This is a genomic window from Anaerobacillus arseniciselenatis, assembly GCF_001865995.1.
GTDB classification, from domain to species: Bacteria; Bacillota; Bacilli; order Bacillales; family Anaerobacillaceae; genus Anaerobacillus; species Anaerobacillus arseniciselenatis.
Map to the genome: position 1 here is coordinate 752,388 of NZ_MLQQ01000001.1, position 26,893 is coordinate 779,280.

At 34.9% G+C, this 26,893-nt stretch carries 25 protein-coding genes and 5 tRNA genes; 10 read left to right on the plus strand and 20 right to left on the minus strand.

The annotated features are described in order from the left end of the window. Positions 1 to 15: 15 nt before the first annotated feature. The gene (locus tag BKP35_RS03720; RefSeq protein ID WP_071312025.1) at positions 16 to 477 is read right to left on the minus strand and encodes a DUF4912 domain-containing protein; all 462 of its coding nucleotides are present in this window, start codon (positions 475 to 477) and stop codon (positions 16 to 18) included. Between the two features lie 403 nt (positions 478 to 880). Between BKP35_RS03720 and BKP35_RS03725 the strand changes: the two genes are divergently transcribed. The 3 genes from BKP35_RS03725 to BKP35_RS03735 all read left to right on the plus strand — a co-directional run bounded on the left by BKP35_RS03725 (position 881) and on the right by BKP35_RS03735 (position 2,223). Beyond that, positions 881 to 1,225 carry a hypothetical protein gene (locus BKP35_RS03725; RefSeq protein WP_071312026.1) on the plus strand — a complete coding sequence of 115 codons (345 nt, stop codon included), beginning with the start codon at positions 881 to 883 and terminating at the stop codon, positions 1,223 to 1,225. Positions 1,226 to 1,257: 32 nt separating this feature from the next. Then, complete coding sequence (locus BKP35_RS03730) at positions 1,258 to 1,752, plus strand: endolytic transglycosylase MltG (protein ID WP_071312027.1); 495 nt, start codon at positions 1,258 to 1,260, stop codon at positions 1,750 to 1,752. Positions 1,753 to 2,040: 288 nt separating this feature from the next. Then, positions 2,041 to 2,223 (plus strand): hypothetical protein, encoded by a 183-nt coding sequence (locus BKP35_RS03735; protein WP_071312028.1) that lies wholly within the window; start codon positions 2,041 to 2,043, stop codon positions 2,221 to 2,223. A 125-nt stretch (positions 2,224 to 2,348) separates the two neighbouring features. Here the strand turns inward: BKP35_RS03735 and BKP35_RS03740 are convergent, their stop codons facing one another. From BKP35_RS03740 to BKP35_RS03750, 3 genes are all read right to left on the minus strand, one after another. Next, positions 2,349 to 4,472: a peptidoglycan D,D-transpeptidase FtsI family protein gene (locus BKP35_RS03740; protein ID WP_071312029.1), complete on the minus strand. Its 2,124-nt coding sequence runs from the start codon at positions 4,470 to 4,472 to the stop codon at positions 2,349 to 2,351. Between the two features lie 483 nt (positions 4,473 to 4,955). Continuing rightward, positions 4,956 to 6,251, minus strand: coding sequence for an MFS transporter (locus tag BKP35_RS03745; protein ID WP_071312030.1), 1,296 nt, complete (start codon positions 6,249 to 6,251; stop codon positions 4,956 to 4,958). Positions 6,252 to 6,391: 140 nt separating this feature from the next. Next, positions 6,392 to 7,003 (minus strand): superoxide dismutase, encoded by a 612-nt coding sequence (locus tag BKP35_RS03750; RefSeq protein ID WP_071312031.1) that lies wholly within the window; start codon positions 7,001 to 7,003, stop codon positions 6,392 to 6,394. A 351-nt stretch (positions 7,004 to 7,354) separates the two neighbouring features. On the opposite strand from BKP35_RS03750, the gene uppP reads away from it, so the two are divergent. Then, a complete protein-coding gene (gene uppP, locus BKP35_RS03755; RefSeq protein ID WP_071312032.1) occupies positions 7,355 to 8,182 on the plus strand; it encodes an undecaprenyl-diphosphatase UppP in 828 nt (275 codons plus the stop codon). On the opposite strand, the gene BKP35_RS03760 is transcribed toward uppP, so the two are convergent. From BKP35_RS03760 to BKP35_RS03790, 7 genes are all read right to left on the minus strand, one after another. Continuing rightward, positions 8,157 to 8,483, minus strand: a complete 327-nt coding sequence (locus BKP35_RS03760) for an iron-sulfur cluster biosynthesis family protein (RefSeq protein ID WP_071312033.1) — start codon at positions 8,481 to 8,483, stop codon at positions 8,157 to 8,159. The two genes, uppP and BKP35_RS03760, sit on opposite strands and share 26 nt — an antisense overlap. Positions 8,484 to 8,584: 101 nt before the next feature. Beyond that, positions 8,585 to 8,677, minus strand: a tRNA-Ser gene (locus BKP35_RS03765). Between the two features lie 7 nt (positions 8,678 to 8,684). Then, positions 8,685 to 8,761: transfer RNA gene (locus BKP35_RS03770), tRNA-Ile, on the minus strand. Positions 8,762 to 8,777: 16 nt separating this feature from the next. After that, positions 8,778 to 8,853, minus strand: a tRNA-His gene (locus tag BKP35_RS03775). Positions 8,854 to 8,861: 8 nt separating this feature from the next. Continuing rightward, positions 8,862 to 8,938 (minus strand) — tRNA-Met (locus BKP35_RS03780). A gap of 5 nt (positions 8,939 to 8,943) precedes the next feature. Further along, positions 8,944 to 9,018: transfer RNA gene (locus BKP35_RS03785), tRNA-Asn, on the minus strand. Between the two features lie 467 nt (positions 9,019 to 9,485). Next, positions 9,486 to 11,090: a Na/Pi cotransporter family protein gene (locus BKP35_RS03790; RefSeq protein ID WP_420534799.1), complete on the minus strand. Its 1,605-nt coding sequence runs from the start codon at positions 11,088 to 11,090 to the stop codon at positions 9,486 to 9,488. 353 nt (positions 11,091 to 11,443) lie between these two features. On the opposite strand from BKP35_RS03790, the gene BKP35_RS03795 reads away from it, so the two are divergent. Beyond that, positions 11,444 to 12,229 carry a DUF1189 domain-containing protein gene (locus BKP35_RS03795; RefSeq protein ID WP_071312035.1) on the plus strand — a complete coding sequence of 262 codons (786 nt, stop codon included), beginning with the start codon at positions 11,444 to 11,446 and terminating at the stop codon, positions 12,227 to 12,229. Positions 12,230 to 12,336: 107 nt separating this feature from the next. On the opposite strand, the gene BKP35_RS03800 is transcribed toward BKP35_RS03795, so the two are convergent. The 3 genes from BKP35_RS03800 to BKP35_RS03815 form a co-directional block, all read right to left on the minus strand. Further along, positions 12,337 to 12,978 (minus strand): NfeD family protein, encoded by a 642-nt coding sequence (locus BKP35_RS03800; protein ID WP_071312036.1) that lies wholly within the window; start codon positions 12,976 to 12,978, stop codon positions 12,337 to 12,339. A gap of 548 nt (positions 12,979 to 13,526) precedes the next feature. Further along, on the minus strand, positions 13,527 to 14,399 hold the full coding sequence (locus BKP35_RS03810) for a DUF1002 domain-containing protein (protein ID WP_071312038.1): 873 nt from the start codon (positions 14,397 to 14,399) through the stop codon (positions 13,527 to 13,529). A gap of 199 nt (positions 14,400 to 14,598) precedes the next feature. Next, positions 14,599 to 15,819, minus strand: coding sequence for an MFS transporter (locus BKP35_RS03815; RefSeq protein ID WP_071312039.1), 1,221 nt, complete (start codon positions 15,817 to 15,819; stop codon positions 14,599 to 14,601). 319 nt (positions 15,820 to 16,138) lie between these two features. On the opposite strand from BKP35_RS03815, the gene BKP35_RS03820 reads away from it, so the two are divergent. Both BKP35_RS03820 and ispG read left to right on the plus strand, forming a co-directional pair. Continuing rightward, entirely contained in the window at positions 16,139 to 16,459 is a 321-nt protein-coding gene (locus BKP35_RS03820) for a hypothetical protein (RefSeq protein WP_071312040.1), read from the plus strand. A 175-nt stretch (positions 16,460 to 16,634) separates the two neighbouring features. After that, the gene (ispG, locus tag BKP35_RS03825) at positions 16,635 to 17,714 is read left to right on the plus strand and encodes a flavodoxin-dependent (E)-4-hydroxy-3-methylbut-2-enyl-diphosphate synthase (RefSeq protein ID WP_211274593.1); all 1,080 of its coding nucleotides are present in this window, start codon (positions 16,635 to 16,637) and stop codon (positions 17,712 to 17,714) included. A 122-nt stretch (positions 17,715 to 17,836) separates the two neighbouring features. Here the strand turns inward: ispG and BKP35_RS03830 are convergent, their stop codons facing one another. Then, positions 17,837 to 18,262, minus strand: a complete 426-nt coding sequence (locus BKP35_RS03830) for a DUF4190 domain-containing protein (RefSeq protein ID WP_084031424.1) — start codon at positions 18,260 to 18,262, stop codon at positions 17,837 to 17,839. 170 nt (positions 18,263 to 18,432) lie between these two features. Between BKP35_RS03830 and BKP35_RS03835 the strand changes: the two genes are divergently transcribed. Beyond that, a complete protein-coding gene (locus BKP35_RS03835) occupies positions 18,433 to 18,999 on the plus strand; it encodes a hypothetical protein (RefSeq protein ID WP_071312043.1) in 567 nt (188 codons plus the stop codon). Positions 19,000 to 19,077: 78 nt separating this feature from the next. Here BKP35_RS03835 and BKP35_RS03840 read toward each other — a convergent pair whose 3' ends face one another. From BKP35_RS03840 to BKP35_RS03850, 3 genes are read right to left on the minus strand one after another with little or no spacing between them, the layout of a single operon-like run. Then, positions 19,078 to 19,488: a Fur family transcriptional regulator gene (locus BKP35_RS03840; protein WP_071312044.1), complete on the minus strand. Its 411-nt coding sequence runs from the start codon at positions 19,486 to 19,488 to the stop codon at positions 19,078 to 19,080. A gap of 38 nt (positions 19,489 to 19,526) precedes the next feature. Beyond that, complete coding sequence (locus BKP35_RS03845; RefSeq protein ID WP_071312238.1) at positions 19,527 to 20,354, minus strand: metal ABC transporter permease; 828 nt, start codon at positions 20,352 to 20,354, stop codon at positions 19,527 to 19,529. A gap of 7 nt (positions 20,355 to 20,361) precedes the next feature. Then, positions 20,362 to 21,135, minus strand: coding sequence for a metal ABC transporter ATP-binding protein (locus tag BKP35_RS03850; protein WP_071312045.1), 774 nt, complete (start codon positions 21,133 to 21,135; stop codon positions 20,362 to 20,364). Positions 21,136 to 21,440: 305 nt separating this feature from the next. On the opposite strand from BKP35_RS03850, the gene ppx reads away from it, so the two are divergent. Continuing rightward, positions 21,441 to 22,979 (plus strand): exopolyphosphatase, encoded by a 1,539-nt coding sequence (gene ppx / locus BKP35_RS03855; RefSeq protein WP_071312046.1) that lies wholly within the window; start codon positions 21,441 to 21,443, stop codon positions 22,977 to 22,979. Positions 22,980 to 23,035: 56 nt separating this feature from the next. Then, positions 23,036 to 25,129: an RNA degradosome polyphosphate kinase gene (locus BKP35_RS03860; protein WP_071312047.1), complete on the plus strand. Its 2,094-nt coding sequence runs from the start codon at positions 23,036 to 23,038 to the stop codon at positions 25,127 to 25,129. Between the two features lie 103 nt (positions 25,130 to 25,232). Here BKP35_RS03860 and BKP35_RS03865 read toward each other — a convergent pair whose 3' ends face one another. Together BKP35_RS03865 and BKP35_RS03870 are read right to left on the minus strand one after the other, a co-directional pair. Then, a complete protein-coding gene (locus tag BKP35_RS03865; RefSeq protein ID WP_071312048.1) occupies positions 25,233 to 26,096 on the minus strand; it encodes a metal ABC transporter permease in 864 nt (287 codons plus the stop codon). Further along, positions 26,096 to 26,857, minus strand: a complete 762-nt coding sequence (locus BKP35_RS03870) for a metal ABC transporter ATP-binding protein (RefSeq protein ID WP_071312049.1) — start codon at positions 26,855 to 26,857, stop codon at positions 26,096 to 26,098. Before BKP35_RS03870 ends, BKP35_RS03865 begins: the two co-directional genes overlap by 1 nt. Positions 26,858 to 26,893: the final 36 nt, after the last annotated feature.

Consider the following 26,893-nt stretch of genomic DNA (forward strand, 5'->3'; position numbering starts at 1 on the left):
ATGCCCCCTTCTATTTTATTTTTCATAATAAGTGTAACTGCTATAACCTTCCAGCCATTGTGGTGCTTTTTGTTGTCCTTCAATCCATTTTGAATAAGAGTGGTTCTCAGACGCTACTTCTGCTTGCAATGACTTTGGAGTTGCAGCTGAATTAGATCTAACAATTGAAAAAAAAACTCCACTCTTCGTTTCAACACCAACATCTACACAGTATGTTCGATGAGGAGTTACTTCCTTCAAGAAATATTCAAGACAATGTTCAAATAAGGGATAATCAACATAGCGATGAGCGTTATGTCCATTGAAATGTATCGCCGTAATGTCATATAGTCTTAAAACTTTCTGAAGGTTATTCCATTTTCCATTTAAATGCTGTTCTAATAAGATCTTTTTCCTATTAGAAATCTCCCAATAGCAATAAAGTATATATGGTGATTGCGTCATTAACACGCATTTATCTACTTTTGTTTCTTTCAATGACTTCAACTTTTTTCGGCCTTTCTGCACATTGTCGCCGTATTGACGATTAAGCTATAATAATATGCGGTGTAAATATTTTATATGAATCTTTTTTCAGTTTATAATAACATCTTACAATTGTTATAAAAAGCCAACAAGAAGCCTATTTTGTTGAAAATTGTCTATCCTATACTACGTAACAACTAAACAGGCAAAATTTTTTAAAACTCGCTTAATTTTATCGTTATAAGAGAAAATAATACCTCAGATAGCGAAGAAACGACAAAAAGAACTTTTTTTATATATTTACTCCGACAACTTTTTCAGCCATCATCATGTAATTTGTTCCATATTTCAAAGTAAGGTTGTTATTTTATATAGTTATGATATAAAAGAATAGATTGTACGAGGAGGGAATGTAATGGAATACACAATTATTACTTTATTTTCTTTAGCGATTATTTTATTCATTATTTCTTTTTTTAAAAAAGATCGAAATAAAGAAGTTGAAAAGCAAATAGAAAATTTTTCAATTACACTAATGCAAGAAATTTACCAATTAAAAAAGAAAGTTAAAGTACTTGAAGAAGAAATTTTAATTGGACAAGATGAGCGCTACTTTACAGTTGATCAAACTTCATCTTCACAAACAATTGACAGAGATAAAGTTTTATCTCTATACGAAGAAGGCTATTCACTTGATGAAATTGAAGACTTAACCAATTTAAGTCGTGAACAAATAGATCAACTTTTAAGTGAAGCTTAAAGCTCGTTATTCTTTATGAAGGGAGATTACAGATGACCAAAAAAATGTTACAAGGTATTGCGGCTGGAATCATGCTAACTACCTTAATCTTTGCATACAATTTTTATTTTACGAACAATTTTACCGTCATAAAAGATCAGCCAGATAACGTAATTGGTGAAGTTTCAGAAGAGGATATTGAGCAATACTTAAAATCGCATAATTTGGTGGCGGTGGATAAACTTGAATATGAAGAGCTATTAAATTTGAAAAAAGTCGAAAAGGAAGAAGTTGAAAAAAACGACGAAGATGGCCGTCAAGAAGAAGTAGTTGAAGACGATAGCATTAAAGAAGTTTTATTTGTGGTTGAACCTGGCACTAGTAGTGGGACTGTTGGCATAATGCTTGAAGAAGAAGGGTTGATTGATGATAGGCAGCAATTCGAAAACTATTTAAGTGACGCTGGACTAGAAACACAAATTAGAGCGGGAGAGTACTATCTGTCAACCGGTATGTCGTTAGAAGAAATCATTGAAAACCTCACCTGATTTTATCAACTCAAAACTTCTTATCATTTAAATTTCATAATACTAATCAGTGGGGGTGTCTCTAAATAAAGATCTAATTCTTTATTTGAAGACACCCCCAATTTATGGTTATTATGAAATTCACTTCATTAGTAAACACTATAATGTAATTCATAATGCTGATTAAGCGCCACTAGATGTAGATGAATGTGGCTAGTTTATTCGCAAACTATATATTGCGTGATGTGGCTCATTTTTGGTAATTATGAAATTCACTCTAATGATAAAATCACAAAAAAGGAGTTTAACATGAAAGTCTTTGCAATTATAACCGTTGCCATTTTTGCGTTTCTAATTCTTCCGGTTCACTATTTAGTGTTTGTTAAGTTTACGCATGCTGTTGATTATCCAAAAACACCTTTAATTTTATTAGTTGCCATTGCCTTTCTCATTGCAATTTTCACAGCAGGGTACAATGAAAGTAAGGAATAAAAAACAAGGGTATCCATAAGTATTATCGCCAAAAATAACTATTTAATATAGTATACCGTTTATACATTGGTCTATATTAAGTAGCTATTGGCGACTACACTTTGGATTCCCTTTGTATATAATCCTTAGAATGAGTCTTCCTCTGTTTCTATTTCAATAAATTCAATTTCTTCCTCTAGATTCGGAAGTCTCGGACCATTTCTGTCATTTTCTAAACCAAAATATGCATCTAAAATGTTGCCTGAAATTGTGTTTGCTGGTCTTCCAATGCCGATACTCCCTCTACTGTCATCGATTTTCAAATCGGGTACAATGACTACAAAAGCGACCTCTGGATTGTCGTACGGTGCATAACCAACAAAGATTTGATTATTCCCCCTTATTGCCTGCCCATTCCGATCCCTAATTACATTATTATGTGCATCTCTAACAAAGGTCAACTGCGAAGTACCTGTTTTTCCTGCGACTTTAAAAGAATTATTTGCAAGTGCTCTTGCTGTCCCTTGAGAACCATGCACGACAAGTCTAAAGCCTTCTTGAACTCTTTCAATGTAATCATCATTCATGTCTACTCGATTTAAAACGTTCGGGGAAAATTGTTTTACTACATTTCCAAGCTCCCCTTCTACAGTACTCGGTTCTCGAATTTCTCTAACTAAACGAGGTTGAATTCGATAGCCTCCATTGGCAATCGTCGCTGTATACTGAGCAGTTTGTAAAGGTGTATAAGTGTCAAACTGTCCATAAGATAAATGGGCAAGGTTACCAATTTCTTGAATTCCACCGTTAAAACCAGAGCCTTCGGATGGAAGATCAATACCCGTTCTAATCCCTAAGCCAAGTTGATTAAAATAGTACCTCATAATATTATAGCCTTTTGGAATATTACCTGACCAACTATTAGTAGCGCGGTTATAAGTTCCTCCTAACGCCAAAGCAATTTCTGCCATATAAACGTTTGAAGAACGTTCAAGTGCTGTTAAATCATTGATTCTCCCCATTGTCGTATGAGAACTTATTCTAGTACCACGAATATCTATCGTTCGATCGTTGATGATTTGCCCTGGAGATACAACCCCTGCTTCAAATCCAGTTAAAATAGTAGCTCCCTTTACTGCGGAACCCATTTCAAAACTATTATAAACGTTCCCTAATTCATAGGAAGTTAACTCTCCAGTAGTATTATTTTCTCTAAAGCCTGACATTGCTAAAATTTCCCCTGTATGCGGTTCAAGCATTAGTGCATAAGCTGCAGGGACTCCGACATAACCATCAATAGATCTTAGTCGGTCAATTTCTTCTATTACAATTTGTTCGACAGATTGCTGAAGCTCCATATCCAAGGTTAAAACTAAATCATTGCCTCGCTGCCCAGGCGTTTCAATAGGTTGATCTATCAAACGTCCAGATCCATCAAGGACATGTTCTAAAACTTCTTTTTCGCCCCTTAATACATCTTCATACTGTTGCTCTAATTGACTTGTTCCAACTTGGTCACTGCGATAATATCCTCTTGATAAATAATAATCTACATTATCTCTTTGTATCGAACCGACATTACCAAATATCTGTCTAAAACTATTCCCATATACATAGTTCCGTTCTGCGTCCCTTATAATATCTACTCCAGGCAACTCAGATAAATGTTCTAGAACTCTAGCCGCTTCCACGTAAGTTACATCGGTGACCCGTTGAGGTGTATGAGCAAAGCCCCTATCAAACTCCCTTTTTATAGAAATTATTTCCATATCTTCTGTTGATAACTGCTCTAAATGCTCCTCTGAAATTCGATCCAGTTGCAAACGATAAACAGCCATATGGTCATTATCTAATTCAGCAATTTCTTCCTGACTGACAAGGTTAACTGCCTCTTCAGGGTAAGTCAATATCCAGTAGTCTTTCATATCGCGTTCAGTAACTTTACTCGTGTCAACTTCAATTAATTCATTTAAACGCCTTGCAACGCGAAGTTTTTCATCATTTGAAACATTCCTATTCGTATAAGTCAACATCAAGACAAGCCTATTTTCAACAATGGCATGGCCGTTCCGATCATACATAATTCCTCTCGGTGCTTCATTTTTTGCTATGACATTAACAGTACGTTCAAGTTTTTGTTGGTATTGTTCTCCTTGTACAATTTGAACAACTCCTAAACGTAAAATAAGAGCAGAAAATAACAAAAAAACGACAAAGAAAAGAATATTTAAACGGATAGGTATATGAGTTTTTTTCTTTTTTTTGCTCATTTAAAACCTTCCCTTTCGTAATTAAAATTGAATCATAAAACCATTATCACTATTTAGTTTGTAAAATGTCGGTCGCTTTTCTTTCGCTTCGCTGTAAAGCAACTGACCTCAATCACATCATGTTACGCTTCACCGAGAAAGCAACATGCGGCTTTGCGACGAGTAACCGCAGGAGCACCTTCTAACGAATTTTAGAGGCTCACTCAAGAAAAGCGACCGAGCATTCTTTTTCAGACAAAATGATTCATCTTTTTATTATACTAAAAAATATAAGAATAGACACCTACTAAATAGGTGCCTTTATTGAATATACAATTATGAATTTTTACCATAAAAAACTTCGAAGCCCTCGCCCCCGCCAACTCAAAACTCAAAACTCAACATTCAACATTCAACATTCAACACTCAAAACTATAGAAGCATCATCGATTTATCCCACAAAATTTGTAATTTTTAATTTTGAATTGTAAATTGTACATTCAATTAAACAGTTGAACCATCATTATCTCCCTCACCTAGCTTTTTATTTCTAGGCAGTGAATATTCCTCTCCACCCTCGTCCGGCTTTTCAATATCCACTTTTCTAATGAATAAATAAAGGATTAAATGACCGGCTCCGAGTACTAATAGTAGCATCGGAATGCCTTTCTCTTCGTTAAATAATGTCACTGTCAAAAGGAACAATAAAATCGAAAATATTCGGCCACTATTTAAAAACAGCTCTCTAACCACAATATATTCGACCCGCATTTCCGCTGCCTTCCAGCCTTTTCCGATTACATCATAAGTTAAAGAGATATAAGGAACGAGTAAAATTGGATAAGAAATAGAAATAGCTACCCCGTACATAATTAACCTTGTAAAGTTAAGTTCAAACACGATTAAAAATATAGCTAAATATAAACCGATCCCACCTAATAATATAGCTTTTTTTCGGAAATGAGGTTTTATAAATCGGCCAACTATATAATAAGTAACAAAAGAAACGGCTGAAGCTACAAGGCCATATGTACCAATCGCTAACTCACTATTCGTTGCAATATATACCCAGACTACGATTACAAAAACAAAGGTCCCTTCACGCAATCCTTGGAAAAAGTGAGCATGCAATATATGTCTCCAGTTCGGGCTATTTTTACGCTCCTTCAGAATTCTTTTAAAGTCAAAGGTTCCAGTAGCAGGACGGCGCTTTAAAAAGAAGCTTAAAATGACAGCTCCTACAAAAAGAGTAAGTGATATTCCGAAAATAACTTTATATCCGGTTAACTTCTCCATACTCGTTATTAAAAATCCTGCTAAAATTGGTCCAATCATTCCTGCAAACGATGTTACCAATCCTAAAAATCCATTAAAGAAATCTCTCGTTTCAGGCTCTGTTATTTCAAACGTTAATACATTGAAAGCAAGCCAGTAAAAACCGAAACCAATACCAATCAATGCACCTAAAAGTAATAAGTAACTATTAGCTTTTTCTCCAAGAAATAACACTGTGAAAAAGAAAACGGATAGGAAGGATACTCCTAGCCGTAAAACAATAACTCTGTCAATTTTTTTCGCCCATCTACCGGCTAATATAAAAGTGATCGGTTGCATAACGACAGATGCTAAATTATAAAGCGCAATATGAGTAAATTCTCCAGATTGCTTCCATAAATAAACATTAACAAATGTGTTTGATAAAGCAATACTTAATGCATATAATCCACCAATGATTAAAAGTAGGGTTAAATCACGATTAACCTCTACCTCTCCTAAAAACTTTTTAAAAATTAGTTTCATTTCCGACGCCCCTTTACCATCTCACTCGTAGTTTGGCTCATATTTGCACCGTTATACGAAATAAATGATAAATTTAAAAGCAACGCCTTATTCCACACAAAAAGACTACTCAAAAAATTGAGCAGCCTTTTTTAAAAAAATTATTTTGCACTGTTGTAACGTTTTGCAACTTCATCCCAATTAACAACATTCCAAAAAGCAGAAATGTAATCAGGACGTTTGTTTTGATAGTTTAAATAATAAGCATGTTCCCATACGTCTAAACCTAAAATAGGTGTTTTGCCTTCCATTACTGGAGTGTCTTGGTTTGGTGTACTAGTTACCGCAAGCTTACCATTATCGACAATTAACCAAGCCCAACCAGAACCAAATCTAGTTGCTCCCGCTTTTGCAAATTCTTCTTTAAATGCATCGAAACTTCCGAAAGTAGAATTAATTGCATCTAGAAGTTCACCCGTTGGCTCGCCTCCACCATTCGGAGACATTACTTCCCAGAATAATGTATGGTTAGCATGGCCACCACCGTTATTACGTACTGCAGTACGAATGCCTTCAGGTAAAGCATCTAAGTTGCTGATTAATTCTTCAAGACTTTTATCAGCTAAGTCAGCATGCCCTTCTAATGCGTTATTTAAGTTCGTTACATACGTGTTATGGTGTCTTCCATGGTGAATTTTCATAGTTTCTTCATCAATATGAGGTGCTAATGCATCAAATGCGTAAGGTAATTCAGGTAATGTAAACTTTGCCATTATAAATTCCTCCTCGAGTTCCAAAAATTAATTTTTGTAAATGAATTTCATTTAAGTAAATACATGTTTTAATTACTACTCTTACCACAAGTATTATACTGTTAATTCCTACATTAGCAGATTTACCCTTTCCTTTCAAACAATAAACCTCGACTTTTATATTTTGGTTTATGTAACTACCGCCAATGTTTTTCTAGTTTTTAAACCCTCTTTTACTATACCCAAAAATTAGTTTAAATATGAAAGATTTTTAGCATTTTTTCGGTGTTTGACTTTTATAAATATATAGACATGCTTTTTTCAAATTATGAACTGCTATTTATATTAAAAAACGAAAGGAGGAAACTATGAATGAACTGGGTTGAAGCACTAATTTTAGGCATCGTTCAAGGGTTATCTGAATTTCTTCCTATTTCTAGCTCTGCCCACCTTGTCATTGTTCAAAAGCTACTCAATATCCAAGTAGAGGGGAATCAATTAGAATTTGAAGTATTATTACATTTTGCATCCTTACTAGCTGTGACGATTTATTTCCGAAAAGATATATTCAATATTTTAAAAGGCTTTTTTACTTATTTACTTAAAAAGGATAAAAAATATAGGACAGAATATCGCTTCGGATGGTTAATCATATTTGCTACGCTGATTACAGCAATTTTAGGGAAGCTATTTCAAGATGTACTTGGGAGAAATATAACAAGTCCTGCAACCATTGGAGTTTCATTAATAATAACAGGACTTTTTCTCATACTCATTGAGCATGGTGTAAAGCCTGGGCATCGGACTGTAAAAGAAATGACGTGGAGAGACGGGTTAATCGTCGGTTTCGGCCAAGCACTAGCTGTGTTACCAGGAATATCGAGGGCAGGAAGTACATTAGTAACAGCCTTATGGTGTGGTCTTGAAAAACAAACGGCAATCCGTTATTCATTTTTACTTTCGATACCACTTATTTTAGGAATATCTATTGTGGAAATTCCAGAAATGTCCCCACTATACTTCGAATTATATTTTTATGAAACATTAATTGCGTTTGTGGCAAGTTTCCTTTTTGCAATTATTGGTATAAAATGGCTAATTACTATGGTAAACAAAACGAAACTTTCATACTTTGCCGTTTATTGTATTTGCTTAGGAATTATCGTCTGGTTATTTATTCATGATTCTCAAGTTTTTTAAACGCCATTTTATGGACAAAAACTTGATTTTTGCTGAACAGTTTAAGTCGTCCATTCACATAATCAATATTTAATTGATCATCGAAAAAGACGGTATGCTTTTTATACATGTATATAGGTATACCGTTTGTTTTTATTTGCTCTAGCATTTCAACATCTTTTTGCGAAGTAATAAATAAAACAGGAACTCCATTCACAGCACAACCACATCCATCAGTATCATAAAATAATAGAAGAGCACCTTCGCATTTTAAGTATTCATTTATGTAATTATGCGCCGCTTCAGTAAACAATATTTCCATTCTTTAAACACCTTTCCAAGTTTTACACTAAATTAAAAAACGACCTATATGCTTATATAAATAATAAACACATAAATCGTTGGTTTCAATTAATAAGTTAATGGCGGAGGAAGAGGGATTCGAACCCCCGCGCGGTTTAACCCGCCTGTCGGTTTTCAAGACCGATCCCTTCAGCCGGACTTGGGTATTCCTCCGTTTAAATGGTGGACCCTGTAGGACTCGAACCTACGACCAACCGGTTATGAGCCGGTTGCTCTAACCAACTGAGCTAAGGGTCCTTCTCTTATTTTTTTATGGGGCGACTGATGGGAATCGAACCCACGAATGCCGGAGCCACAATCCGGTGCGTTAACCACTTCGCCACAATCGCCAAAATAATGGTAGCGGCGGAGGGGATCGAACCCCCGACCTCACGGGTATGAACCGTACGCTCTAGCCAGCTGAGCTACACCGCCAAATTTGGCTCCACAGGTAGGACTCGAACCTACGACCGATCGGTTAACAGCCGATTGCTCTACCACTGAGCTACTGTGGAATATTTTTAAGGACAAGATTTATAGTAACATGTAGTTGTTATAATTGTCAACACTTTTTTATTTCCACTGAATGGAACGTTTTTTGTAAGACAAGAAAAAATATAACATAATTTTTTTTGTATAACAAGAGAATTTAAGAAATTTTATATAAAATAATATCATCCACTTTTTTCATACAAAACCCGCATGACGATTAATCATCACCATCTAACATGAAAATTCCGGTCGATTTCCCTCACTGCGCTGTAAAGTTACTGACCTCAATCACACCTTGTGATACTTCTTAGCAAATTCATCGTGCTGCTTTGCGACGAGTAACCGCAGGAGCACTCCGTTCCAGCTTTAGAGGCTTGTTCGGAAAAGTCGACCGTCTTTATTTTCATACAAAATCTTCATGATAATCTCCGTCACCTTCTAATATAGAAATACTAGGAGGTGGCGGCGCCTAACCAACAAACCAACTATCCTAAAAATCTTCTTCTCCGATAACAGCCTCTGCAATATTCACTGCATGGTCACCAATTCTCTCTAAATTACTTACCATATCAACAAAGACAATCCCGGCAGAACCAGTACAATTTCCTTCATTAATTCTTAAAATATGATTTTTACGAAGCTTGCGTTCCATTTTATCAATTTTTTCTTCTTTTAATACTACCGAACGAGCTTCAACGATATCATTATTTTCTAATGCTTTAATTGCTTGTTGTAACGTAGAAATCGTTAAATTAAACATTTCATCTAAATCTTGAATTGCTTTATTTGACATTGTTACTTTATTTGTAATTTGATAGTCAATAAGTTCAACGATATTTTCCATATGGTCACCGACACGCTCAATATCTCTTATTGTATCCATAAGCATCGAGTGCATTTCAGAATCTTGAGCTGATAATGATTTTGCTGATATTAAAACTAAATAGTCGGTAATTTTTCTATCTAAGTTATTAATTGCATCTTCAAACTGAACGGTTAATTCTGCATGTTTCTTTTGTTTTGTTTTCAAATATTGGTTTGCTTCTTGCAAACCTTGTTCCGCAAATTCAGACATTCTTAGTACTTCTTTTTTCGCTTGCCCTAAAGCAATAACTGGAGATTGCTGAATGAACAATGGGTCTAAATGTTGAGCTTTATATTCTATTGCCGAATCTTTACCAGGAATTAATTTTGTTACAATGATTGCGAGTATCGCAACAAATGGTAACTGAATTAAGACGTTAGCTGTATTAAAAATCCCGTGAGCAAAGGCAATTTGCATCGCTGGATTCAAGTATAATTTTTCACTAATATATATAATAAAGTGTGTGTACGGTACTAGTAATAATAAAATAATAAAAGTTCCAATTAAATTAAAAATAACATGTGTTAACGCGGCACGCCTCGCTGCAATAGAAGCTCCGATTGAAGCTAAAATCGCCGTAATCGTCGTACCTATATTATCCCCAAAAAGGACTGGAAGTGCCGCCCACAAATCCATGGCACCTTGATCGTATAAAGTTTGTAATAAACCAATCGATGCTGTCGAGCTTTGAACTGCGACCGTGAAAAAAGCTCCGATAAAAACACCTAATATCGGATTTTCACTCATACTAAGCGTTAAATCAGTGAAAGCTTGCAAGTCTCTTAAAGGTCTCATCGCATCACCCATTAAGCTTAAACCGAAAAATAGAGCTCCAAACCCGAAAATAACTTGTCCATAGTTATGAGCTTTTTTATTTTTAATAAAGAAAATGAAAAAAGTCCCTATAAATATAATTGGTAATGCGTAGGCTTGAATTTTAAATCCGATAATGAAAGCCGTAACGGTTGTTCCGATGTTCGCCCCCATAATAACTCCAATCGCTTGGTGCAATGTCATAAACCCTGCATTTACAAGACCAATTGTTAATACTGTTGTCCCCGTACTTGTTTGTAAGGCAACTGTCACAATAAGGCCTGCAATAACACCCATTATAGGGTTTGAAGTGAACTTATCTAAAATATCTCTTAGTCGATCTCCGGCTACTTTTTGTAGCCCATCTCCCATGAACTTAATACCAAACAAAAATATTCCTAGTCCACCTAAAAACATAAAAATAATTGATTGTACGTCCAAAACGCTCGCCCCTTCAAATGTTTATATGTGTTTCGACAATCCTCTACAATCGTACTGTTCAAATGTTGATTGATTATTAACCTTTTGTAAAGATTTTGTAAAGATTTTAAATACATGTTGCACTTATTAATTAAACAAGCTTGCCTTATTAAGCGAAGCGAAAGAGGTTGGCCGGCATTCACATTGTAGATATGACGAAAAATCTTCATGAACATTTTATATGAAAATTAATTAACAATCCTAAAATGTTAACTTGTTCATTAGCATAGGATTCGTTAAAATATACACTAGTCAATTAGTTAGAGAAACTTAACACAAAGGAGATAAATATGAATATATTTCAACAATTTATTAAAAGTCTATATTCCCCAGAGACGATCGCTAAGTTTCGCTTTCAAGGGATTGGAAAAACGATTTTATATGTATTCCTCTTAATGTTAATAACATTTTCGGTAGCTGCCTTTCACTTAGGGTCTACGGTTTCAACTACAGTTAACCAGTTTCAAGAAGTACTTGAAAACGAACTACCATATTTCGAGCTTAATAATAGTATTTTAACGTCAGATTTAGATGAGCCAATGCACATTCAAATCGATGGGGATAATTTTGTTTTCGATACGACAGGCACATTAACTGCTTACGATGTGGAACAACAGTACAGACAAGCCATTGCTTTATTAGAAACAGAAGCAATATTAATTACTGATGGAGTTAGCGAATCATTTCGTTATCGGGAATTTGGTAACATTAACTTAACAAAAGGCCAACTAGAAGAACTGACTGAATCAATCGTTAGCTTATTACCACTTATTATCAGTATCATAGTCCTTATTTTGTATGTTGTATTAACTGCTCTAAAATACATCGGTATTTTTGTTCTTTCTTTCATAGGTTTAATCCTTAAGAAAAATGCCGGAATTACTATACCATATAAACAGGTTTGGATTTTATCAGCCTATGCAGTTACTTTACCTACTGTATTTTTTGCGATTACAGATTCCCTATACATTTATATTCCATTTTCTTTCACGCTGTATTGGCTAGTGGCAATTATTATGCTCTTTTTAATCTTTAGAGAGATACCAAAGCCTAAAGATGATGATACAATGAACTAAATTTTAAATATGATTTTTAAGTTACATAAGAAAAGCTGTCCCGTAAGTGCCTAACACTCATGGGACAGCTTCTTTTTATTTCTAGACCAATCTAAATTAATACGTTTTTATCCTTCTTCCTCTTTTTTCACAACAATTCGTGTACCATCAACAGCAACAACCTTCACCTTTGTTCCAGCATCTAACCATTGACTATCACTCGTAGCAGAATAATATTTACCTTCATATTTGATCGTTCCAATCGGTCGGAATGGTGTCGTTGTTACAACTTCTTTTCCGATTAGCTCTTTATACGATTCATTTAAAGAATTGTAACCTAAATCTCCGGTTAATCGGTCCTTTAATGTCATCTTACTCCACAAATTTCTTGGCGGAAAAACTTTAATAAATAAAGTAGAAGCACCAGCACCAAGTAGTAACGCCATTGAAACAAGAAAACCGTATATGATGTTCGGAGTTGGAATGGCAATACCTAATATCATCATTAATATTCCCAGTGCTGCTAAAGTCCCATCTGAAACAAACTTACCATCAATCACCAATAGAACTATACCAATAATATAAAGGAGCGCAACCCAAACTCCCATGCCAGAACCAGGTGTAATATGAAAAGAAAAATATGTTGCCATAATTCCAATGCCAATGATTGCAAATATCCCTTTCACCTTAACTAAAAGTTCCCCAAATAAAAATAGACTTCCTAATAAAACGACAAAAAAACCGACGCTCGCTATATTTAATACTTCCATCTCACCACTCCTCATCACATAATCGACTTATCTTAACTTACGAATAGAACAGTACAATGTTTCAAATTTTTTGCGTTAAAAAAGTCAATTTAATCTTCATTATATAACTAAGTATAACTTAGTGTAGGTAAAATATTAAAGTATGAATGTTAATGCAAAAACACGATATGTTCAAAAGTGCCATACGGAGAGTTTTCTTTAATATAATTTGGGAACAATAAAATGAGGTGATCATCATGAAAAAAAACAAAAAGAAATCTGTTGTTAAAAAGAAAGATAACAAAACGACATTCTCTTTCAAACAATTAGAAACCAAAAAACTATCTGTTTAAAAACATACATAAACAGAAAAGCGGAGGTGACTCGATAGGTGTGATAAAAACTGGAACCATCCATCTGAAAGGCGCTTTTTTGCCTTTTAGATGGATGGTTCCAGTTTTCGAAGACCTAGTCACCGCAGCTGGACAACGAAAAGCAATCGCCGTACCAACAATATATTGGCAACGGCGATCTGTCGTTTCGCTTGAGTTATGTTTTAAACCTCTTTCTTAGCCTTTCGTAAACCACCCTTTAATGGCATCAATCAATTCATTAATGATGTCAAGTAAATTAGCTATAAACGATTGTGTTTCTTCCCTGCTTAAAATTTCTCCTAAATTATCACGAATTTTACTTATTTGATTTTGAACTTGATTCCAATCAATATTCAAATCTTTCATGCGGTTAAAGAGTGAAAACAAACCAGCTAACTCCTCATCTGTCAAAGTAATCCCTAGCTCATTTGCTACTCTTTGAATAAGGTCACGAAGTTCTTCATCTGTTGTCACTGGATTTTTTGCTAACTCTTCTTTAATTCTAGCCATTAACTCCGTAGCTTTTTCGAACCCAAGACGATCACCAAGTTCCGCGGTTCGAACCATTTCTTCATTCGCTACTTGCTTTTGTTCTTCTGGGATTTCAATCTCAGTTGTAATTTCATACGCCTTAATAATCCCAGTTAAAGCACCTGTTCCGGATACGTTAAAAGGCGCCGTTACATATATTTCAGCATCTGTAACCCCAGCCGTCACTAAGGCATTGGCATACATCCCTTCAGCAACCCAATTGATATTGTTCGTTGTTACATTAATCCCTGAACCACTATCTAATAATGTAATTTTTGCTGATGATATTGCGCGTGTACCAATTTGTTGTTTACTAATATATTCACCTAAATATTGATGTTCCTCTTCATTAGAAACATAAATTACTTCAACACCTTTTGGTACACCCATTTCAAGTAAGAGTTGCTCCTTTTGTTCTTCACTTAAATCTTTTCCTAAAGTAACAATTACATCACCAACAACCGCATCTCCTAATACAGAATTAGGAAATAAGAGTGCAAACATTGAAAGTAATAAAATTAATAATAGTTTTTTCATAAAGTTACTCCTTTTTAGGCTAATTTCTTCTTTTATCTTTTTGATTATATCCAACTTTCCACTTTCGAACTTTCCCCAAACCAACTAACAACTAACAACTAACAACTAACAACTAACCAACAATTATACAAATTAATCAAACACTTTTTTAAAAAAATTAAAAAGTGCCCTTTTACCTATTTTTCAATTCCCCCATCTATTATTTTCCAATGATAACACTCGGCAATTTTTTTATCATCGGCTTTAATTTCAAGGCAGCAATCATCCACAAGCTACAAATTGTAATTAAAATAACTGCTTTTACAAACATATCGACAACTTCTTCCATCCATAAAGAGAAAAAGATCGGCCCAAATGCCACCCCTAAAAAACGAACCATTGCATATAAAGACACGATGAGACCTCTTTCTTTTCCACCGACTGACGATGTTATTAATGTATTAATACACGGAAGTACAAACCCTAAACCAGCAGCTGCCAACGTTAAGCCGAATATCAACGCTTCGAGGGTATGAAAAAATATAAAAAATACTAGTGCACCTGTTTGTAACATTGCCCCAAGTAATAGTAATTGCTTCATGTAAACATGGTCACTATCAATATTTTTTCCTGTCCAGTACGAAACGACCGTTAATGCGCCTAACGGTATCATAAAAACAATCCCTTTAAAAATTCCGTTTATTTGATAGATCCTCTCAATTTCAAATGATAAAAAGACGAGTAAACCAAATAATATAAACAAACCGATCGCTCCCAAAAACGAAAGCGGAAAAAGCCACCATGCCTCTTTTTTCATTACTTTCAGTAACATTTTTCGATACTTTGTTAGCGAATCATTGCTCCTTTGTTGATCAACTGTTTTTATTGAAAAATATATCCCTAAAAAAGCGACAAGTGAAATGATAAAATAAACATAAAAAGCAGAGTACCAAAAGAATAATGCTGCAATCGCCCCGATAAATGGACTAAAAACTTTCCCTATGCCATTAAATACTTCTAGAGCCCCTAAACTTTTACTACGTTCACTACCTTCAAAGAGGTCACCAACTAATGCCATTGCTAATGGCGCTGTACCACCTGCGCCAATCCCTTGGATAACTCTCCCTACAAGAACCCACTCATAGGGATTTGCCACACCTCTTCCTGCAATAATGGTTATAATGCTTCCTACCATTACAAAACCTAAAGAAATTAAAACTAGTTTTTTTCGACCAAAACGATCCGACAAAAACCCAACAATAGGGATAACGACAGCTGCTAAAATCGAGAAAACCGATAAAAGAAAACCTACCTGTACTGGAGTAATATTGAGCTCTTCTTCCATTAACGGCAAAATAGGTATCAGCATAGAATTACCTAAAACCATCACTAGAGGCAATAATCCTATGATTATAATTAAAAATGATGTTTTTAACTTCATAATTAGACCCTCATTTTTAGTTCTTTTTGAATGTGGACAAGCATACGATTAAGTACAAGCTATCAAATTTTACATACAAAACCTTCATGACGATTAACCATCACCATCTAATATTTAAAAGAACGAGCGATTTCCTTCTCTTCGCTGTAAACTTCTAACGAATTTTAGAGGCTCGTTCAGGATATCACTCGTTCTTTTTTCATACATGCGCTCATGACGAAGCAATATCTAGCTTTTTAACATGTAAAAACTTGAGACGTGACCTATCCAACAAACCAACTAACCACTAACCAACCAACTTACAAATGGAGGTAACTTTATGAAAAAACTTTTTATTACTCTACTTACGATCATCACAATATATAGCATTTATTATGACCTGAATATGGGAACATTACCCCAAATGACTGAGGCTGCCAATTATATAACAGAACAACATACAGGTGAAAGTAAAAGCAAGAGCGAATTAATTGAAGTACAACCCGGTTACACGGTGTTAACCATTGTAGAAGAACTTCATATAGGCCCAGTGAAAGCTTCTATCCAACAAATCGTTTCTGACTTTGAACAACTAAACCCAGGAGCGAGTGCTAGCAATATCCAAGTAGGTAAAAGCTATTTATTTCCGTTATATCAGTAGGTAACTTGTGAAATGATATTATTTTGCTTCCGCCTTGCCAAAAGACGTCGCTCATTGATAAAATAAGAGTAATTTTGAATTATAAATGGGGCTTTCAACAAAAGGTACTCATTTAAGTAATTCTTGAAATTATTTTTAATGACTATAAAAGGGGCGAAAATATTTTATGACCCAGATTGTCCATAGAACTAAAACAAGACCTGTAAAAGTTGGCAAAGATCTTACCATTGGTGGTAATAATGAGGTTGTTATTCAAAGTATGACAACCACTAAAACACACGATATCGAAGCCACTGTCGCAGAAATTTTACGGTTAGAAGAAGCAGGCTGCCAAGTCGTTCGTGTAGCGTGCCCAGATATGAGAGCAGCTGAAGCGATTAGTGAAATTAAAAAAAGAATAAACATTCCACTCGTTGTTGACATTCATTTTGACTATAAGCTGGCCTTAAAGGCGATTGAAGGCGGAGCAGATAAAATTAGAATTAACCCTGGTAATATCGGTAAAAAAGAAAAAGTTGAAGCGGTCGTTAGCGCTGCGAAGGAAAAAGGAATCCCGATACGAATCGGTGTAAATGCTGGATCATTAGAAAAGCGAATTTTAGATAAATACGGTTATCCAACAGCTGAAGGCATGGTGGAAAGCGCACTACATCATATAAAAATTCTGGAAGACTTAGATTTTTACGATATTATCGTTTCAATGAAAGCTTCTGACGTTAATTTAGCGGTTGAAGCTTATGAAAAAGCTGCTCAAGCTTTTGATTATCCACTTCATTTAGGGATTACCGAATCAGGAACATTATTTGCTGGTACAATAAAGAGTTCTGCGGGACTCGGTGTATTATTGCATAAAGGTATTGGCAATACAGTGCGTATTTCATTAAGTGCAGATCCTGTAGAAGAGATTAAAGTCGCTAGAGAACTCCTAAAATCCTTCGGACTTGCAGCCAATGCCGCTACGCTTATTTCTTGCCCGACTTGTGGTCGAATAGAAATTGACTTAATAAGCATTGCCAATGAAATTGAAGACTATATTTCAACCATTAAAGCACCAATTAAAGTTGCGGTACTAGGATGTGCTGTTAATGGACCTGGTGAAGCCAAAGAAGCGGATATTGGTATTGCAGGGGCTAGAGGCGAAGGGTTGTTATTTAGACACGGTGAAATTGTGCGTAAAGTTCCTGAGGATATTATGGTTGAAGAGCTTAAAAAAGAAATTGATAAAATCGCATTAGAAAAAATGCAAAAAAATTAACTTTTTCTCATTAAAAAGAGGCTTATAACTAACTTGGAGCTGTCCTATAAGTGTCTGACACTTATGGGACAGCCGACAGTTAATCTAGCCTCTTTTTTACGTGATTATTTTTCTAAGCTAACCTAGAAAAATGGTGAAAAAAACAACGTTAAGATGATTGAAACTGCACCGATACCAATTGCCCAGTTTCCAAGTCCAGTTGCTCCATTTCGACGAGCAATAAAGCCAACAATTATACCTGCTGCTCCTAAAATCACAGGTAAAAAGAACAATGAAATGATCGAGAGGACGATGGCAAATGCTCCTACCCCTCTACCTTCAGCTGCATGACCGTCTGCAGTTTCGACTTCATTTTCCTCGTCTACATCTTCAGCAAATGGACGCTCCCCAACAAAGCCACGTGTTGGTGCAAACTCAGCAGCCGTTTCTTCCCTATGATCACCATTAGGGTAATCTGCAGAAGTAACACCATTTGGGTTTTCATCTCTCTCTTCATTTTCTAAATGAAGAGAACGATTATCCTGGTTCCTATTGTTTATGTCAGTCATTGTCATCCCTCGCTTTCTTTTTCAGGAGCAGTTTTAGTATTACACTGATGAGCCGCATTATAGATGTTAATGATTTCAAATTAAGGAACGTCTTTTTATGTTATGTTAAACTAAAGCAAGACATTGATTTAGGTTCATAATTAAACAACATTTGGTAGGTGACAACAAAAATGGAAAAACAAATACGCTTAGGACTTGATATTGACGGAACGGTTACATGTCCAACAACATTTATTCCTTATTTAAACAAGCACTTTAATAAAAACATTACATTAAATGATATTACTCAATATGACTTTACCGTTTTATTGGATATTAGTACCGATCAATTTTGGGAATGGATGAACGAACACGAACCGATTATTTATGCAAATGCAAAAATGGCTAGCTACTTCACAGATGCCCTAAAACGCTGGAAAGATTTACACCACTTCACGTATATTAGTGCTCGCGGAAATCATTTACTAGATGTGACAAAGAACTGGTTCCATAGCAACGCGATCCCTTATCACCATATCGAGCTTTTAGGTCAGCACAATAAGTTAGAAGCAATAAAAAAAAATAAAATCGATATATTTTTTGAAGACAAACACGATAATGCTTGTGACATAGCAGAAGAATGTAACATCCCTGTTATTCTAATGGATACGCCTTATAACCGTGATCCAATCCCAGGTCAAGTAATCAGGGTTAAAGACTGGAAGGAAGCTGCTGATTGGGTTAACCAATGGAAATAGAAAAAGGCTGTCCCAAAAGTAAGTGTCAGATACTTACTTTTGGGACAGCCTCTTAATTTAAACTGAAATAATGGGAACTTACATACATTCCTTACAATAACCATATACTTCAAATTTATGGCCGACAATTTTAAAATCGTTCGAATCTCCACTTAATTGATCCATCGGACATAAATGAATATGTTTCGTTTTTCCACATGTTAAGCAAATAATATGGTGGTGATGTTCATCGGTAGAACAACTAAAACGAAATTTCTTTTCTCCTTCTAACTCCGTCATTTCTAATATACCTAATTCAACGAATGTAGATAAATTACGATATATTGTATCAAAGCTCAAGCCCGGATATTCATTTTGCATTGCTTCCAAAACATCTTTGGCAGCAATATATCTTTTTTCTTCAGAAAAGAGCTGAAGCATCTGTTCACGTTTCCCAGTATGCTTGTACCCTTTTTCTTTAAGTATTAGCAATGCTTTTGTGACATCCATAAAGTAACTCCCCCATGTTTCAAAGAAAAGTTTACATATTAACTTTTCCTCTTAATTATAATCGTTATAAGTAATATTATAACAGCAGTCATTACAATTGTACCACCAGGAGCTAAATTTAAATGATAAGCACTTACTAAGCCCACGATTACAGATATTTGACCAAATAAAATAGCAAACAAAAACATTTGCTTAAACCCTTTAGCGATCCGCATACTAGCGGCAACAGGCAATGTCATTAATGAACTTACTAGTAATATCCCTACGATGCGCATTGATGATGCAATCACAAGCGCAACCATAATGATAAAAATGAGGTGTACTAACCTTTTATTAATACCTGATACTACGGCTTGCTCTTCATCGAAAGACAAAAAGAAAAGTTCTTTATAAAATATTATTAATAACGAAATAACGACAATCGTTATGATACCAATTGTCCATAAATCTGAACGTGTAACTGCAATTACACTACCGAATAAATAATTAAATAAATCCGTATTAAATCCATCTGCTAAAGAAATAAAAACGACCCCTAATCCGATACCACCAGAAAGAATAATTGGTATCGATAATTCTTGATACGTTTTATATACAGTTCTTAATTGTTCAATAAGCAAAGCACCTGCTACAGAAAAGGCAATCCCAAGATATAGTGGGTTAAGGGTAGCAAAAAACAAAAAATGTTTACTTAATAAAAGACTAAAAGCGATCCCCGATAACGTCACATGACTTAACGCGTCCGCAATAAGTGATAAGCGTCTAACAACTAAAAACACACCTAAAATTGGGGCTAGAAAGCCGACCATTATTCCCGAAAAAAATGCATTTTGTAAAAACTCATACTGAAGAAAAACAGAAATTATTTCCATGTTATTCTCCTTTCTCTTCATGGTTATGAGAAAGTATATGAACGCCGTGACCATGAAAAGCCGAAAGACCGTGGTTTTTTTCAAATTCATTCGTATTTCCATGGAAATGTAGGTGTTTATTTAAACACGCTACAGCATTAACATGATCCGTCATGCCACTTACATCATGAGTAACTAGCAGTAAAGTAATACCTGTTTTATTTAATTCGGTTAACATTGAGTAAAAATTACTAACAGATTGAATATCTACACCAACTGTTGGTTCATCTAAGATCAACAATTGTGGATCACTAACTAAAGCCCTCGCTATAAATACACGTTGTTGCTGTCCACCGGAAAGTTGACCAATATTTTGCTTTGAATATTCTGTCATTCCAACCATTTCAATTGCTTCTCTCACCTTTTCTTTATGTTTTTTCGTAAGAAAGCGAAAAAGACCGACCTTTCCAAACAAACCCATTGAAACGACTTCAAATACTGAAGCTGGAAAACCACTGTTAAAACTATTTGCTTTTTGAGAAACAAAGCCAATTTTATCCCAATTTTTAAACTTATTTACAGGTTGACCAAATAACTTTACCCCCCCTTGGGCAGGATGAAGCAAACCTAAAATACACTTTATTAACGTTGACTTTCCCGAACCATTAGGACCAACTAAACCTAAAAAGGACCCTTCTTTCACTTTTAAATTAATATTTTCTAATACCGCTCGAGTCCCGTATTGAAAAGATAAATTTTCAATATTAATGACATAATTTTCTTCTTCATTTCCCATAATAATGATCCCCCATTGAAAGATACTAAGAAAAGCGCAAGGCACCTGCTTATCGGCGAAAACCAGTGGAAGGCCTACCCCGCGGCGGTTAGGTTTTAGACCGCAAGGGGAGGACTGAAGTGGTCGAGCCGATGGCGCCTGAAGTTAGACATAAAAAGCGCAAGGCGCCCCACCTTAATTTTAAGAACGATTCCGATTTGATAATTGGTAGTATACACGACTATATTTTTTTTGTAAAACAAACTACCATTTTCATTATAGTATGATTAAATAAAAATAATCACCTTTAATTATTAGGAGGATGTATGAATAAGAAAAATATTGCGCTAATTGATATAGGTTCAAACTCAATTCGCCTCGTTATCTTTAAAATAGATGAACGCGGCTATTATAAAGAAATACAAAATTTAAAAGTAGTAGCCAGACTCAGTAGCTATATCGATGAAAATGGTTATTTAACAAACGATGGTATTTCTAAGCTATTACAATCATTAAAATATTTTCAAGAGGTAACACGTACATATGAAATATCGAAAATAAAATGTGTTGCAACAGCGGCGATTAGGCAAGCTAAAAACCAAGATAAAATTTTAAATAAAGTAAATGCAATGACTGACTTCTCTATTCGAATTTTATCAGAATATGAAGAGGCATTTTTCGGCTATTTAGCAGTCACCAATTCTACAAACATCAAAAATGGTGTGACGATCGACATCGGTGGCGGGAGTACTGAAGTAACTTTATTTAAAGACAGGAAACTTATTCACTTTCATAGTTTTCCTTTCGGGGCTATTACATTAAAGCAACGGTTTATTGAAAATGAAATCCCGACACAGGAAGAAAAAGAACGACTAAAAACATTTTTACGAGAACAGTTTCAATCATTAAACTGGCTTTACAATAGCAATATGCCTCTCATCGGAATTGGTGGAAGTGCGAGAAACCTTTCCTTAGTTCATCAACGTAAATATAATTATCAACTTCGTGGGCTCCATCAATATGAAATGAGTTTTAAATCAATGAACGGTATAGCTCATGAATTAAAAAACATGTCTTTTAAAGAGCGTCAAATGGTTGAAGGGCTTTCTAAAGACCGTGCTGATATTATCATTCCTGCAGCAGAAGCGATCTGTACGTTAATGGAAGTTACAAAAGCACCTCAATTTATTATGAGTAATAAAGGGTTAAGAGATGGATTGTTTTACGAAGAGCTTTTCCTGCAATTAAATATCGAAAACTTTCCTAGCGTTGTTGAAGAAAGCTTTTATCAATTAAATCAAGAATACGAAATCAACATTAATCATGTAAAATACTTATCGAATATCGTAAATCAGCTTTACCATGAACTTAAAGATTACTTTTACCTTACGTTAACTGAAGATGATTTACGTTTACTGTTATTAAGCTGTCGAGTTCTATATATCGGAGAATTTATAAATCATGAAACGAGTAGTGAAAATACTTTTTATCTTTTAACAAATAAAACGATTGAAGGTTTAACACATCATGAACGATTAAAGATTTCCTTAATTGCTTCGTTTAAATCCAAAAACGTGCTACTTTCTTACATTGAAAATTTTAAAAATTGGTTTACAGAAGAGGAAGTTATAAAGTTGGAGTTATTAGGTGCAATGCTAAAATTTTCATATGCCCTAAATTTAACGAGACGGGAGCTTATTACAAAGGTTAACGTATTCGAATTTGCTCCCAAAGATGAACTTAAGTTGTCTCTCACCTATAATTCTGAGCCATACTTTGAACAAGCCAAAGCTCAAAAATATAAAAAGCATCTTGAAAGGGTCTTAAAGAAACGGGTCGACCTCATGTTCCGTGGTCTCCAATAGTTTCATTTTAAGATTGGTTCTTTTTTGCCAGTTTATTTTTGGAAAGGTTGATATTTATGAAAAAGCGAAGTAAATCTTTAAACAATTACATCGATATCAATAACCCTAATTTTTACAATAATCGAGAGCTGAGTTGGCTTAAGTTTAACGAAAGAGTATTAGAAGAAGCCGTTGATGAACGGAATCCATTATTAGAACGCCTTAAATTTGTTGCAATTTTCAGCTCCAATCTCGATGAATTTTTTATGGTTAGAGTGGCAGGCTTAAAAGATCAAGTAAAGGCAGGCTTTAACAAACCAGAAAATAAAGCAGGATTAACCCCTAAACAGCAAATCGAAAAAATATCAAATCTAACTCATAAAATTGTCGAACGACAAGACAACTTATATACAAAAACACTGCTTCCGAAGCTTTATCATGAAGGCTTTCAATTTTTATCGATTGAAGAATGTAATAGTGAACAACTTCAATATTTACAGGGACGGTTTGAAACTTATATATTACCCGTGCTGACACCGATGGCGATTGATGCATATCGCCCTTTTCCGATGCTTTTAAATAAAAGCTTGAACTTAGCGGTTTTAGTAAAGCAGCAAGATGATCAAAAAGAAAAGTTAGCGATCGTTCAAGTCCCTAGTGTTCTAAACCGATTTATTCCCCTTCCATCTGCCAATGGAAAAAGTCAGTTTATCTTGCTCGAAGATGTGATAAGCCATTTTATTTATAAATTGTTTAGTGGTTTTACCGTATTGAATGTTTCTCCATTTCGAATAACGAGAAATGCTGATTTAACTTTACACGAAGAAGGCGCAAGAGATTTATTAAGGGAAATTGAAAAAGAATTAAAAAGACGGAAATGGGGTGCTGCGGTTCGTCTTGAAATGCAAGGGAATAAGATGTCAAATAAAGTATTAGCATTTTTATTAGACGTTTTAGACCTGAAACAGCACGATGTTTACTCATTTAATAGCCCTATCGATTTAACCTTTTTATTTAAGTTTTATTCAACGATCGGAAAAGAACATGATTATTTAATGAATGAAACTTTAATACCACAACGTCCTAAAGATTTATCGATTGATGAAAATATTTTTGAAGCAATTTCAAAAAAAGATATTTTTTTACATCACCCATATGAATCTTTTCAACCGATTATCGATCTCATTTCTATTGCGGCAAATGACCCTCATGTTTTAGCCATTAAACAAACATTATATCGGGTTAGTGGCGATTCACCGATTATCCATGCATTAGCTCAAGCTGCCGAAAATGGAAAACAAGTCACTGTTCTTGTTGAATTAAAAGCACGTTTTGATGAAGAAAATAATATTCAATGGGCCAAAAAATTAGAGAAATCTGGAGTTCATGTAATATATGGAATTACTGGATTAAAAACACATAGCAAAATCACTTTAGTCGTTCGTCACGACAAAGACTGTGTTCAACGGTTCGTGCATTTAGGAACTGGAAATTATAACGATTCTACCGCAAAGCTTTATACTGATATGGGGCTTTTAACATGTAATGAAAAGTTCGGAATCGATGCAACTAATTTCTTCAACTATTTAAGTGGGTTTAGTGACAAACCAAAATGGAACTACTTATCAACAGCGCCATTTGAAATTAGGGACACGTTCTTACAATTAATCGAAGCTGAAATTGCTTATCATGAACAAACTGGAAACGGAAAAATTATCGCCAAAATGAACTCATTAACTGATAAACCAATAATTATAAAGCTATATGAAGCAAGCCAAGCTGGAGTGAAAATTGATTTAATAATTAGAGGGATTTGTTGCTTAAGACCTGGTATTAAAGGGGTAAGCGAAAATATCAATGTTCGCAGTATTGTTGACCGCTTTTTAGAACATAGTCGTATCTTTTATTTTCATCACGGTGGAAAAGGTGCCCTTTATTTATCTTCGGCTGACTGGATGACCCGTAACATGGAAAAACGAATTGAAATCTTATTTCCTATTGTAGATGAAACTTTAAAAAAGCGTGTAAAACATATTTTAGATATTACGTTGCAAGATAATGTAAAAGCACGTGAGCAAGATAAAGAAGGCAATTATAGTTATGTAAAAAAGAAGGAAACAGATCTAGATATCCAAAGTCAATTAGTTTTTTACAATATGGCTTCTAAATGAGCTGAACAAAAAAGCATATAAAAAGGTGTCCCTTAACGTCAGCTCACTCAAGAGATAACTGATACATTAATAAGGGACACCACTTTTAAGACAGTTAATATTTTCAACTTGCGGATACTCTCGACCTTAACGCTTTCCAAATAACCCCTTGTTTCGGCGAAAAAAAGAAGGCTAAACCGAATAAAATCGAAGCAACGAGCACAATAGTTGATCCTGAACTGACATCAAAAAGTACCGAATAGTATAGACCAACCACTCCGGAAATCACACCGAAAATTGCCGCCAAAACGAGCATAATCGATAAACGATCCGTTAGTAAATACGCTGTTGCCCCCGGTGTAATAAGCATTGCAACGACAAGAATAATTCCAACCGTTTGTAAGGATGCTACTGTAACTAACGATAACAATAACATAAGCATATAATGAATAAATTTCACAGGAAGCCCTGTCGCTTTAGCCATGGTTGGATCAAACGTACTTAATAATAATGGGCGATAAAATAAAATAATCATCACTATCACAAAAATGCCCATGCCGAACGTAATCCATAAATCGGTTCTTGATACACCGAGTACATTACCGAATAAAATATTCCATAAATTTACACTCGTTCCTTTTAAAGTTGAATTAAGTACAACCCCTAATGCAAAAGCTGCTGTGAATAATATCCCGATCGCGGAGTCATCCTTTATCCTACTATTTTGCGATATATAGCCTATTCCTAATGCGGTTAAAACACCAGTGATTACTGCTCCTATAAAAAAGCTCGCACCGATCATATAAGCGATGACTATACCTGGTAAAACCGCATGGGATATCGCATCCCCCATAAGAGCCATTCCTCTTAAAATGATAAAACAACCGATTACTCCACAAATAATACCTACTAAAATAGCTGCAATTAAAGCATTTTGTAAATATTGATACCTTGAAACTTGATCAATAAAAGTCATGATTTGTTGCATTAATTGCTCACCACCATCATGTTGTCATTACTATCGAATAATGTGATACTTCCTTTATACGCTTTTGAAAGTATTTCTGGCTTATAAACGTCGGCGACTTTTCCTGCACCTACTAATTCTTGGTTTAATATTAAGAGATGGTCAAAGTATTTCTCTACCTTACTTAAATCATGGTGAACAACAAAGATCGTTTTTCCTTCACTTTGGAGCTGTCGTAACAAGTCAACAATAATATTTTCCGACGTAGCATCAATTCCGACGAAAGGTTCATCTAAGAAAAACACATCTGCTTGTTGAGCTAATGCTCTGGCAATAAAAACTCTTTGTTGTTGTCCGCCTGACAGTTGACCAATTTGCCTTTTAGCAAACTCTGTCATACCAACTTGTTCAAGAGCGTCTTTTGCAATTTGTTTATCTTTAAAACTAGCTTTTTTATACCAAGGAATAAATGCATACCTTCCCATTAGCACTACATCTTCTACTATTACAGGGAAGTCAAAGTCAATTGAGCTTCTTTGTGGTACATAGGATATTTTTTTGCGCATTTGTTTTATTGATTTGCCAAAAATCTCAACTTTGCCAGCAAATTTTTCCAATCCCATAATTGCTTTAATTAACGTTGATTTCCCCGCCCCATTAGGACCAATAATTCCTATAAGTTGACCACGCTGAAAGCCGAAGCTTATATTTTTTAATGCATGATGACCACCATAGTTTACAGAGAGACGCTCAACACTTATTTCAGGTTGGTTAGCCGTCATCGATTGTTCCTCCTTTAGAATTTAAAAAGTTTGTTT